Annotated in this window: 12 protein-coding genes and 1 tRNA gene; 6 read left to right on the top strand and 7 right to left on the bottom strand. The window is 61.7% G+C overall.

Features of this window, described 5'->3' with window-relative positions:
- Window positions 1–213: 213 nt before the first annotated feature.
- From FHD67_RS18970 to FHD67_RS18980, 3 genes are read left to right on the top strand one after another with little or no spacing between them, the layout of a single operon-like run.
- On the top strand, window positions 214–672 hold the full coding sequence (locus FHD67_RS18970) for a hypothetical protein (RefSeq protein ID WP_139599693.1): 459 nt from the start codon (window positions 214–216) through the stop codon (window positions 670–672).
- A 15-nt stretch (window positions 673–687) separates the two neighbouring features.
- A complete protein-coding gene (locus tag FHD67_RS18975) occupies window positions 688–1596 on the top strand; it encodes a patatin-like phospholipase family protein (protein ID WP_176695215.1) in 909 nt (302 codons plus the stop codon).
- A 10-nt stretch (window positions 1597–1606) separates the two neighbouring features.
- Entirely contained in the window at window positions 1607–2758 is a 1152-nt protein-coding gene (locus FHD67_RS18980) for an MBL fold metallo-hydrolase (RefSeq protein ID WP_084693868.1), read from the top strand.
- A gap of 267 nt (window positions 2759–3025) precedes the next feature.
- On the opposite strand, the gene FHD67_RS18985 is transcribed toward FHD67_RS18980, so the two are convergent.
- From FHD67_RS18985 to FHD67_RS19005, 5 genes are all read right to left on the bottom strand, one after another.
- Complete coding sequence (locus FHD67_RS18985) at window positions 3026–3388, bottom strand: DUF202 domain-containing protein (RefSeq protein WP_046001193.1); 363 nt, start codon at window positions 3386–3388, stop codon at window positions 3026–3028.
- A gap of 335 nt (window positions 3389–3723) precedes the next feature.
- Window positions 3724–4743 carry a DUF3618 domain-containing protein gene (locus FHD67_RS18990; protein ID WP_139599695.1) on the bottom strand — a complete coding sequence of 340 codons (1020 nt, stop codon included), beginning with the start codon at window positions 4741–4743 and terminating at the stop codon, window positions 3724–3726.
- The gene (locus FHD67_RS18995) at window positions 4733–5134 is read right to left on the bottom strand and encodes a phage holin family protein (RefSeq protein WP_139599696.1); all 402 of its coding nucleotides are present in this window, start codon (window positions 5132–5134) and stop codon (window positions 4733–4735) included. The genes FHD67_RS18990 and FHD67_RS18995 overlap by 11 nt, the downstream gene beginning before the upstream one ends.
- Window positions 5127–5756, bottom strand: a complete 630-nt coding sequence (locus FHD67_RS19000; RefSeq protein ID WP_139599697.1) for a hypothetical protein — start codon at window positions 5754–5756, stop codon at window positions 5127–5129. Before FHD67_RS19000 ends, FHD67_RS18995 begins: the two co-directional genes overlap by 8 nt.
- A 982-nt stretch (window positions 5757–6738) precedes the next feature.
- Window positions 6739–7680 (bottom strand): TAXI family TRAP transporter solute-binding subunit, encoded by a 942-nt coding sequence (locus tag FHD67_RS19005; protein ID WP_139599698.1) that lies wholly within the window; start codon window positions 7678–7680, stop codon window positions 6739–6741.
- Window positions 7681–7807: 127 nt separating this feature from the next.
- Between FHD67_RS19005 and FHD67_RS19010 the strand changes: the two genes are divergently transcribed.
- Together FHD67_RS19010 and FHD67_RS19015 are read left to right on the top strand one after the other, a co-directional pair.
- Window positions 7808–8602 (top strand): bestrophin-like domain, encoded by a 795-nt coding sequence (locus FHD67_RS19010; RefSeq protein WP_139599699.1) that lies wholly within the window; start codon window positions 7808–7810, stop codon window positions 8600–8602.
- A 42-nt stretch (window positions 8603–8644) separates the two neighbouring features.
- A complete protein-coding gene (locus FHD67_RS19015) occupies window positions 8645–9292 on the top strand; it encodes an AIM24 family protein (protein WP_246071357.1) in 648 nt (215 codons plus the stop codon).
- A gap of 805 nt (window positions 9293–10097) precedes the next feature.
- On the opposite strand, the gene FHD67_RS19020 is transcribed toward FHD67_RS19015, so the two are convergent.
- A complete protein-coding gene (locus FHD67_RS19020; RefSeq protein WP_046001190.1) occupies window positions 10098–11135 on the bottom strand; it encodes a zinc-dependent alcohol dehydrogenase family protein in 1038 nt (345 codons plus the stop codon).
- A gap of 143 nt (window positions 11136–11278) precedes the next feature.
- Between FHD67_RS19020 and FHD67_RS19025 the strand changes: the two genes are divergently transcribed.
- Window positions 11279–11755, top strand: coding sequence for an Lrp/AsnC family transcriptional regulator (locus FHD67_RS19025; RefSeq protein ID WP_139599701.1), 477 nt, complete (start codon window positions 11279–11281; stop codon window positions 11753–11755).
- Between the two features lie 227 nt (window positions 11756–11982).
- Here the strand turns inward: FHD67_RS19025 and FHD67_RS19030 are convergent.
- A tRNA-Met gene (locus tag FHD67_RS19030) sits at window positions 11983–12059 on the bottom strand.

Here is a 12059-nt window from a genome sequence, read left to right on the forward strand (position 1 = left end):
TGAAATATGTGCCATGGCCCGAGGATACCATGGCCACATTAGGCTGGGAATCCTGTTTGGGTTTTCACACGGTCTGGGTCGGGAATGGATCGGTCGTCGCTGGTGGCACGACGCCTTCGAACCAGCGCTTTGCCCGAAACGTTGACGTCGTCATGGCCAGGAACATTTGCTGCGGCTGCCGGTTGGCGGACCTCCACCGACAAGGAGGATCCGATGAACCACCCACGCGTCTTTGCAGTCACATCCGCCGACACCGTCCCGACCCCGTCGAGGCTCAGGCTCGCTCCCCCTGTCATTGGCGCCACGCCGACGATCCTGCCGGCAAGCGACCTTTTCGGGTGGAACGTTCATATGGCAAGCAGGCGTATGACAGCCGGCACAGCGAGCAGCTGCGTCAGCCGGCACCTCTGCCAGCATCAGACTGCCGCCGTGACTGCTGACAGAGTGCCAAGCGTCGATGATATCGCCAACCATGCCGCCGCCGCAAAACCCCTGCGCGCAAGGCAGGCAAGCCCGACGTTCGATCTCACCTTACCGGCCAGCCAGATCTCCGACCATGAGCCGCCCCTGACCGTGCGTACAGCCCATGCCCCCGACATCACCGAACAGCCGCTTTGGAGCGTGCCTATGGGCGCCACGCCGACCATCGGCACGCCTTTGAACGGACAGTAAATGGGGAATGACGGAATGCAGACCTGGTTGTGCCTGTCCGGCGGAAACGCATTGGGGGCCTTTCATGCGGGCGCATGGAAGGCAATTCAGGACGCAGCGCTGAACGTCACACGCATCTCGGGCGCCTCGATCGGGGCGATCGTCGCGGCGGTCATCGCGGGCAATCCGCCAGACCGGCGGGTCGAAAGCCTGGACCGCTTTCTCAACGACATCGCTCAGTCTGCCTTGTCGGGAAGCGGGCGCCGCCGGTTGGTCACGGGCACGTTGCTGTTCGGAAACCCTGCGCTGTTCAGCCCATCGGTCCCCGGGTTGGCCGAAATCCTCCCCGGTGTGCCGCCCGACAGGGCAGTCTTCCATCGCAGGGCGACCCGTCGGCTGATCGAGGAATACGTGGATTTCGATCTGCTGAACGCGGGCGGCATCGAGGTCACCGTGACCGCGACGGATGTCGAAACCGGCACCGTGGCGGCGTTCCGCAATACGGTGGAACCGCTGACGGTGGATCATCTTATGGCCAGCAGCGCGTTGCCGGTCCTGTTCCCCCCTGTCACCCTGAACGGGCGGCATTTCATGGATGCGGGCCTGGCCGAGAACCTGCCCCTGCGCACGCTGCTGGATCGAGATGACGACGCCCTGATCCTGGCCTGCGATCTGTACAGCGCAGCGGGGCCGCTGCGCCAGACGATGGACGGCATCGCCGACCGGGCACAGGAGCTTGCCTTCGGGTGCCAATCGCGCCGCGCGATCGCGGCGTGCGACCTGACCGGACGTCGCTTTCATCATGTCATCCTGTCGGACCCCGAGGACGACTTTTCCGGAAAGTCCTTCGATTACAGCCAGGCGTCGCTGCGCCGCCGATCCAAGCTAGGACATATGCTGATGGCCCAGGCGCTTGAGAGCATCATCGCTGAACCCCCGACATGAGAGGCCCATCATGATCCCATCCCGACTGCACGCCGCGCTTGATGCCGTGTCCGCGGCCCTGCTGGTCCTGGGGCCGGCATCCATGAAACGAAACGCCGGCCTTCGGGCGCCGTTGACCGCCCTCGGGTTGGGGGTGGCCGCGTATTCGCTGGCGACATCCTATCGCGGTCGCTCGCCCGGGCGGCCGATCCGCATGGACCAGCACCGATTATTGGATGCCGCGCAGGGTGCGGCCTGCCTTGCCTTGGCACGCGACGTGGACGACCAGACGGTGCGCACGATGCTGCGCGGCTATGGGGCGTTCTCACTGGCGGTGGCGGCGGCGTCCTCGCCCCCCGGACCGACCGGCATTGCCGTCCCTGCGGAGGCTTGGGCGACTGATCTTGGCGACGATCTGGCCTGTTTGCGCTGCGGCATCGTCAATGTCGCGTTCATCGGTGCTGCCGGTGCCGGCGACCGGGACTGGTATCTGGTCGATGCGGGCGTGCCGGGTTCGGCCGCGGCCATCCTGCAGGCGGCACGACGGCGCTATGGCGCATCCCGCCCCGCCGCGATCCTGCTGACGCATGGGCATTTCGATCATGTGGGCGCGTTGCATCATCTGGCAGAAACATGGGACGCGCCCATCTATGCCCACCCGGCCGAGCATCCCTTCCTGACCGGCCGCCAAGCCTATCCCCCTGCAGCCCCCGAGGTGGGGGGCGGTATGATGGCGGAACTGTCCTGGCTGTTCCCCCGGCATCCGATCGACGTGTCGCGCCATCTTCGGGCCCTGCCGGAGGATGGCCGCATTCCGGATCTGGAGGATTGGCGGTGGATCCATACGCCCGGCCACACGCCGGGTCATGTCTCGTTCTGGAACGCCGGCACGCGGGCCTTGCTGGCGGGCGATGCCGTCATCACGACGCGCCAGGAGTCCCTCCGAGGTGCCCTGATGCCGCAGGGCCACCTGCAGGGCCCCCCTGCCTATTTCACACCCGATTGGACAGCGGCCGATCTGTCGGTCCGGCGACTGGCGGACCTGGAGCCCCGGATCATGGTGACAGGTCATGGCCCGGCACTGCAGGGAGATGCGCTGTCAGAACGGCTGCATGCGCTGGCGACGACATTCCGTCAGCGTGCACTGCCGAACGACAGCCGCTATCTTCGCCAACCATCGTAAGATGGTGGATTGCCGTTTGTTGATAGCAATGATTGCCGCATGGATTTTGGCCGAATGTACGGGCAGGCGCGCGTTGTTGATCCACAACAGATGTCGACGCGGAGCGTTATTCTTGGCGGCACGACGACGGCGCGCCTGTGTCGCATCCTGACCAGGGATCACGTGTCCGAAGATCCCCCCGTGCCAGCGTGACCGAAGCTTAACCGAAAGCCCCCGAAACTCGCTGTTGCCCAAGGAGGGTACGCCTGCAGTTCAAGCCGCCCTCCGTCACAGCAACCACAGCACGGCACCCGTTCCCCAAATGCCGATCGACAGCAGCACAATGAGGAATGCGATCCGGATTGCGGGTTGGGCCCGGGCCGCATGCACGGACAGTCTGCGCCGGGATGTGCGGTTGGCCCACCAAGCGAACAGAAGCATCATCTGTGCCGCGAGAAGAAACACCGTCGCCACGGCTTTCGGAACCCAGGTGGGCTGAAACGGGCCGAAGACGGCCTGCATCCCGATTGCGACCGCAGCAGTCGCCAAACCAGTCCTGATCCAGCCAGAGAACGTGCGTTCTACCGCCAGAATGGTACGATCTTCGGCAAGATCCGTGCGGTCTTCGGCGGGCTGGTCCTTGCTTGCCATGATATGCTGCTGTCGGTTTCGATGCTGTCGAAGAGCCGTTGAGGCCGTTTGCACTTGAGGAGGGAGCCACGGCCTCCCCGTGCCTCTGGGCGGTGCCTTTGCGGTGGGCTGACTGGCCAGCGCCTGCCCTGCTCAGAAGAGAGCGTGTCTTGAAAGCAAGTGTCGCCATCATGTCCGCCAGATGGCGCCTTTGGAACACTGCAACCTGGTATCCGGTGCCGCACTTCTTCTTCGGCAAAGACAACGCCGACGATCACGACAAGCTCGGGTCGGAACAGAGCTTCGCGAAAACGACAGCCCCGCTGATGCGAGGCTGCCAAAGATGCTTTAGACGCTTAGACTTTTGCCGACCCCGGCATACCTGTCGGGGAGCTGGCTGTCCGGGGGGCCGTGGAGGATTGGGAATGGCCGGATCCGGAGGATGCCTTGTCTTCTTCCGCGTCCGTCAACTCGTCCTGTGCGGCGGCCACGACGCTGGATGCGGCTGACTTCGCCTCGTCCAGCCCGGCTGATACGGCGTTTCCGATGCGGCTCTTCTCCTCCGCATAGATCGCCTCCGCCTCGTCGAACAGCTGATCACGATAGTCGCCCATCAGCTCGTCCTCCTGTCGCGTGCCGGGCAACAGGGCGCCCAAGGCTGTGCCCCCGATCAGTGCCAGCGCACCGAACAGCAAGGGTTCGTTGTCATAGCTGCGGGCGACCTGCCTGTTCGCCCGCGCCATCTGGCGGCTGGCCGCGTCGCTGGCATCCAGTGCCTTGCGGCGTGCCGTCTCGATCCGGCGACGGGCCTCTTCGCTCATCCCCTCGGTGCCCTCTCCAAGCCGGTCCCGAAAATGGCGCGCGCGATTGCCCAATGCGGTCGTGCCGTCACTGACGCGGTCCCGCAGGTGGCTGGCGGTCTCTCTGGTTCTGTCCATCATGCTATCTTCCTTGTCGGATCCGGTGCTCTGGTCAAAGGACGATCCGGTCGTCATCGGGCGACGGTCCGAACTCCAACCCGTGGTCGATGCTGCACCGCGCGGGGGCGGGGTGCCGTAAGCCCGCGTCGATACGGTCTGTTCGTTGCGCCGTTCGGAGGATTGGCCAAGGCCATGGACCGGGTCATGCCCGCGACCAAAGATCATCCATGCCAGTCCGATACCGGTCAGGCCCAAGGCAACAGGGTTGGCACGGGCGGCTGCGCTGGCCGATTCCGCCCATTCCGCGCCGTTCCGACGAACGGAGCCTGTCAGGCGGCGCGACAGGCCGTCCAGAGACAGTTCGTCCTGCAGGTCGTTCAGCGTGCGGCGCAGGGCGTCACGGTCCTTCTCGATCTCGCGTTCGATATGGTCCGGGTTGTCTGCATCATGCGTCATGATAGGCCTCCTTGACCGTATTCGCGTCGCGCTGGACGTTCTCGACCGTGCGCGTCGGCATCAGGTTTTCGGGTTTCAGGTCGGCCATGCCCTTGCGCAAAAGGCCATAGGCTAGGATCGCAAGCACAACCCCGACGATGACCGCGCTCCAGATCGGGCCAAGATCGGTTTCCGCCAAGGCGGCCACCAAAGCCGCCGTCAACACGTTCAGCGTGACGATGCCGATGACGGCGGCAGCCACAATCATCCCCAGCCCGGCCCCGGCATGGCTGAGGTTCCGGCGCATCTCTGCCCTGGCAAGGGCGATCTCCTTGCGGACAAGATCCCCTGACAGCCGCAGTGCATCGGTCGCAAGTGTGGCGGGGTTCTGAGAGCGGACAGGATCAGTCATACGAACCTCCGATCGTGCGGCTGCCCGAGAGGCCAGGGTTGCCGGATGACGCTGTGCCGGTACCGGTGCCGGTGCCGGACACAGGCTTGGCCCCGATGCCCACGTGATGATCAGGGTTTGCAGCGCCGGTTTGAGCGACCGCTGCGCGATCACCGGAGCCGGTCGGCCGGGTCGTGCCGGTCATGCCATAGCTACCGGACCTGGTCATGTCCGACGAACTGGCGGACCCTGCCCGCAGGAAACGGACCGCGGCAAAGCCAGCCAAGGCCGACAGACCCAGAAAGGCGCCCGGCTGGCGACGCGCAAAGCGACGCACATCACCCAGCATCTGCGCGGGATCCGTCGAATTCAGGCTGTCCGCCAGTCCGCTGACGCTGTCGGCGGCACGGTCGAACATCTGGGCAACGGTCGAATCCGCTTCGATCTCGGATCTGGCCTTGCGCAGACCTTCGGCCACGCTCTCGGCACGGTTCGCAACGCCGGAACGCAGGTTCTGCTCGCGGCGCGCGACCTCGTCCTTGACCGTTCCGGCCAACCGCGACGCCTGTTCGGAGGCCTCGGCCCTGATGCTGCCCTGTTCGGACGTATCAGTCTCCCTGAGGTTCGGATCGTTGATGGACATCTGAGATCTCCCTTGTCTGGCTGAAGACGAGCATCACAGCGACCCGCCGACAGGTTTATCGGGGCCCCAACCAAGCGACGGAGATGATGTTCCAGTAACGTTAATCAACTTGAAGATTTTTCACGCGGCAACAATGCCAAAATAGGGAAATTATCTTTTTACTACATTGTCTTGAATTTTTTAAGTTATTAGGCTGATTTTTTATTTCGCTGAAAGCGCCATGTCGAAACGGACCGTTCTACGATTATATGGTTTCGGTCTCTTGACCGTGGGAATAATGACTCGGATTATCTATTAAGGAGGGATAGACCTCTATACAAATCAACCGAAGATTGCAAAAAAGAGGCAGGCCGTCCATTCAGTGATATCGAAACACCCCGCAGCACACGTGATCATATCCGTATCAGATATGGCAGTGCACAGATTTCGACTGCCGCGCATATAGTACGCCATGTTTTCATCAGCATTTATTATGATCGCAGAACGCTGACCAACCGTTGCACCCCGCGACTTCGTCAGCAGTAGTCCTAATGTTTTGCCCTCATAGAGAACAGGCGGCATCACCTTTAAACGTCATCGGAAACCTCTCCTAGCTTACGACGCCCTTGCGAGCATCGGCAAACTTCACAGCCATAACAGGCCGCGGGAGAGGCACCAATCCTTTGATCCAGAGCCAACGCCACCGTTGAATTTGCTCTTAGTCTTCTCCGATATGACATAGCCGACAGAATCTACGCTATTTGTACCGATAATCGCTTGGAAAATCATACAGCAAAGCGGTCAGCATAGCGTCTACAATTAACACTGGAAGTGCAACCGCAATAGCAACTGCCTCCGTGAAACATGGCCTTGGAACCAAGGCCGTGAATCTGAAATTCGCGCCTTCATAAGCAAGGCAGAACAATAGAAAATTTCAAAGGGAAAAGAAGTCGCGGCAACCCTTGATTAAATCAATTACTTATACGTTGAGAGGCGATAAACGCTATTTGCCTATTTCCGCAAACATTGCTGCGGCCGCCGGATGCAAGGGGGCGGCCAAGCCCGACTCCTGCATGTCGCGAACGGACAGCTTCTCCAGCACGGCCGCTGAGACCCCGATCGAGGGAAGGTTTGCGATGGTATTCTTGATGATTGCGGCAACGATGTCATCCGGCATGTCCGTGCGTGTCACCAGCGTCGCCAAGACTCCGATCGACAGGATCCTGCCCTTTTTTCCATAGACGCTGCGCGGAATGGACGAGTAGACATAATCGTCGTTCGCCTCGATGAACGCGCGCACTTCGGGTCCGGAAATGTTGACCAGCCGCGCATCGCACTCGTTGATGGCACGATCGACGACCGAACTGGGATGACCCAGGATCAGCACGGTCGCGTCGATCCTGCCGGCGCATAATTCATCCAGCCCGGTGCCGGTGGAGAGTTCAAGCAGCGCCCTGAAATCCGTCCGATCCAGACCCAGGGCCGTCAGCAGGCGCATGGCCGTCGCCTGCCTGCCCGATGCGGGCAGACCGATATCGACCCGCTTGCCGACAAGCCCCCCCAGGCTGAGGATATGGGCGTCGGGGCGCGACAGGACCGTCAGCGTTTCCGGATAGAGCGACATGACGCTGCGAAGGTCAGAGAAGGCCGGTTTACCCAAGAACGGGCCTTCGCCGGTCAGGGCCATGTTCTGCACGTCGGACTGCACGATGGCGAAATCAAGCTGGCGGTTCCGCAGTGCCTCCATGTTGTAGATCGAACCGGGGGTGGCTTCGGGGCTGCAGCGCAGTGCTGCCTCAGCCCGGTTTGTCTCCTGACACAGGGCGGTGGCGGCGGCGTAATAGCTTCCGTTAACGTCCCCGGAGCCGATGGTGTACAGCCGTGGATCCAGTGCCTGCGCAGCTGTCGACACGGACAGAAAGGCCACTGCCATCCAACGGAACATCGACGACCTCCGCACCTTGTTGCCGCCATTAGCGCATGACGGCGATTCATCGGCAAGCGCGTAAAATCTTCTCGCAGAAACGCGAAGTCGCAGTCACTATGGAAAGGGGGACCTTGCGAGGGAAGCGATGCCGGATTTCCTGTACGACATTCCGCTGCGCGACCTTGCCCTCTATTTCTCGCTTGCCGCCGTCCTGTCGATCTTTGTCGGGATGCTCGTCCTCAAGCCGATCCTGCGCCTGCTGATCGGTTCCGGCCCCGACCTGAACGAGGCGATCACCCACGGCACGGCCGGCTTCAACCTGTTCTATGGGCTGCTGCTGGGCCTGCTGACCGTATCGGCCTATCAGAACAACGAGCGGGTGAACGAGGCGGTGCTGAACGAGGCGACGGTGCTCGGCGCGCTGTATTCCGACATCAACGGTTACCCGGAACCCGTGCGATCCGAGACCAAGGCGATGATGCGCGACTATGTCCTGACCACTCTGTACAAGGACTGGCCCGCCCATGCGCAGGGCTCCTATCTGGATGGCGGTGGCAATCGCGTGAATGCGATGCGCCAGAAGCTGTCGGGGTTCGAGCCGACCTCGGCCGGGCAGGAAATCCTGCATGCGCAGATGCTGTCGGCGTTCCAGGAGTTCACCCGCGCCCGGCAGCTGCGTCTGAACGGTGTCTACACGGAAATTCCCAACGTCCTGTGGTATGCCGTCCTGGTGGGCGCGGCGATCAACATCCTGCTGATCGTCCTGCTGCGGATGCGCCCCGTGCGTCAGTTCGTGCTGGGCACCATCACGGCGTTCTTTCTGGGCGTCATCCTGTTCGTCATCGTCGCCCTTGACGATCCGCTGCGCGGCGAGGCGGCGATCCAGCCCGACCCGCTGGAGCGCCTGTGGCAAAGGGTCATGATCTGGGACGAGCCCTGAGGAGGCGACATGGCGCAGTTTTCCATCCGGGAGGTCGAGGGAATGCGGCAGGTTCGCATCGAGATCGACCAGGAGACCATCCGCGCCCGCCGCGGGGCCCTGTCGACCATGCGCGGCGACATCGCCCTGACACCGCGGCTGCCGGCACCGGCGGATGTCTTTCGGTCGATGTTCACCAGCGAAGCCCGGATCAGGCCTTATTACAAGGGCAGCGGGTCGATCGTGCTGCAGCCTTCCTTGTCCGGATATCACCTTCTGACGGTTCAGGACGGCGAGACATGGGTTCTGGAGCCCGGCGTCTATTGGGCATCCGAAGGCGGTGTTTCCCTGGGCATGCGCCGTGAACGCTTCTGGCCCAGCCTGTGGGCGGGTGATGGCGGCCTGGTCTGGAAGACGACGCTTCACAATGCGGGCCAGGTCGCGATCAACGCCCCCGGCCCTGTCGAGACGATCGAGGTTCAGGACAGCGACCTGCGTGTTCAGGGTCGACTTGTGCTGGGCAGGACCGAGGGCCTGCGGTTCTCATCACGAAATCCGGCGTCATTTCCGCGCAACCTGATCTCCGGGCAGAAACGCCTGCGTGTCTTCAGCGGCACCGGAAAGGTTCTGGTTTGCTGGACGCCTTATTGGAACGAACATCTGTATCGCAGAATGACCGGGGAAAGCATCGATGGAGCATTGCTGGAATGATCCCTTGGTGCGCCCATGTCATGCGCATCGGTCAAGATGCAGTGCCCTGCAGTCTGCCGCAGTCCCGCATGCGCGGTGACCAAACGATACGTAACCCTTTCACGGTCAGTTCCGTGATTTGCATGTCCTTGAGCGGCTTCTCCCCGCAGTAACCGCAACCAATATCGCTTTGTGGCGTCGCTGGCCTTCGGCAGTCGGCTGTTCAAACGAAATCCACCATGATGAAGGTCATCGACTGGGTCGATTAGTCGATCAAAAGATTGATGATCATGCGTGGCGCATATCTGAATGTCTTCTACCTGATTTGGTTTCACGGGTTCAATGATATGCCCCCCACCCGTTCATCGTGGGGCGCTAGGGGCTTAAATCCTGATCTCATCTCATTGCACCCACTGAGCCGCCCTGTCCTTTCCGGAGGTGTGTCGCGACCACGGTGGCCAGGCTTGCAACGATCGTGATGAGCTAAATCAGCCAATCCCTGACGCCGTTCGATCAAATCAGAGCGGAGCAGGCCTGCCGTATGAAACCGGGCCTTTCAATGCCATAAAGACCGGCTGACCTCATCTTCCCACTATTGACCGGACAAAAAATGGCGCGCGACCACTGTTTGTGCCATAGTTATGGCGGTCATACACTAAACGCTTATTCCTGCTGCGAACCTGCAGCCGGTGGCTTCCCGTGATAAGACGATACCCACCTCGCTGCCAAAACCACGCGCACCAGACCTTCCGTTCACGACCTGACCGGACCTTGAGAGCAGGGAGATGGGGATCCAAACACCATGATCCCTTTCTCTCTGATGTTCCTAGAACCGGGTGATGATCGTGGCGCCGACGGACTGAAACCTGTCCATGTTCACCAAGGCCGCGGGGGCTTCGGCAAGGCTGATCCGGTCCCCCACCAGCCGCGCGGGATCAAGCTTGCCACTGGCCACCATGTCCAGCATCGCGCCGTAGCGATGAGCCTGCATCCCATGCGAGCCCAGGATCTCGATCTCTTGACCGACGATCCTGGGCATGGGCACGGCCGGTGCCGCGTGATCGCCCAGCATCAGGCCCACTTGGATATGCTTGCCGCGCGGCCGCAGACAGAGGATGGAATTGGTCATCGTCACCGTATGCCCAAGCGCATCGATCGACACGTTCGCGCCACCCCGAGTGATCTCCCGGATCGCTTCGGGGACATTCTCCTGCCTGCCGTCGATCACGAAAGCCGCACCAAGCGCACGGGCCAGATCCAGCTTTGCCGGATCAAGGTCCACGCCGATGACGTTGGCCCCGGCCGCTGCGGCGATCATCACCGCGGACAGACCCACCCCGCCACATCCGTGAACGGCCACCCATTGCCCCGCACTGACCCGCCCCTGATCGACGACAGCACGAAAGGACGTGGCGAACCGGCAACCCAAGCTGGCAGCGGTGGCGAAATCCATGCCGTCCGGCAGGGCAACCAGGTTCAGGTCGGCTCTGTGGATGGCAACATATTCAGCAAACGAACCCCAATGGGTGAAGCCCGGCTGCTCCTGGTGCAGGCAGACCTGCTGATGTCCGGCATGGCACTCCGAGCAGCTGCCACAGCTGCAGATGAACGGGACGGTGACCTTGTCCCCCACTGCCCACTTGGTGACGTCCTTGCCGACGGCCACCACCACCCCTGCCAATTCGTGGCCCGGAACATGCGGAAGCTCGATGTCGGGATCATGCCCCTTCCAGCCGTGCCAATCGCTGCGGCAGACGCCCGTCGCCTCCACCTTGAGAACGACGCCATGCGCGGCTGGGGTCGGGTCCGGAAGGGTGACGAGCGTGGGCATTTCCCCGAACGTCTCAAACATCACGGCTTTCATGGGGTCAGCTCCTTCAGGTGGTGAACCATCGGCTGTCATCCTAGCCACATGGCGGGAAAGCGCTTTGCCAATCTTCTTATCATTTGCCATCATTGAGGCAGACTCTGCCCTTTTGATGTGCCAACCCACGGATACTCTGCTCCATGACCAAGATTGACGCCGTCAGTATGCAAATGCTTACGTTGCTTCAAGACGACGGCCGCATGACAAATGCCAAACTGGCCGAGACGCTGTCGATGAGCGAAACGCCATGCTGGCGGCGTCTGAAGCGGCTGGAGGAAAGCGGCATCATCGAGGGCTATCAGGCCCGGTTGAACCGCCGGAAGATCGGACTGGGCGTGATGGCATTCGTCCAACTGCGCTGTTCCGAACACGATGCGACAACGACCGCTACGTTTCAGCGCATCATCGAAACCTCGCCCAATATCCTGTCCTGCCACAACACGACCGGCGCCGACGATTTTCTGCTCATCGCCGTCGCGCGAGATCTGGATGACTACAGCACCTTCGTCGAGACCACGCTTCGACGGCTTCCCGGCGTCACCAGCATCCGGTCGAACCTGTCGTTGCGAGAGATGAAATCCTCAAGCCGGCTACCAATCATGCGAAGCGACAGCTGACGCCTTCTCCAAGCGTGATGCGTCGAGCACCAAGGCGTATAGCCCCGAATGCTCCTTCAAGTCGGGCAGACGCTACATTACCGCAAAGGAAATTATGACCCACGGTTTTCCACTTTTAGGTAAGCTTGCGGCCATTCTTGGCCTTGCGGAAGGCCAGGCCGGCATCAGTCGCCCGGACATGCGAAAGCCCCGGCGTTTGGCCGGGGCTGGTGGTGAGTCTTTGACGGTGGTTGCGGGGACAGGATTTGAACCTGTGACCTTCAGGTTATGAGCCTGACGAGCTACCGGGCTGCTCTACCCCGCG

Origin of the sequence: Paracoccus haeundaensis, from assembly GCF_006239215.1 — a bacterium.
Lineage (GTDB): Bacteria > Pseudomonadota > Alphaproteobacteria > Rhodobacterales > Rhodobacteraceae > Paracoccus > Paracoccus marcusii.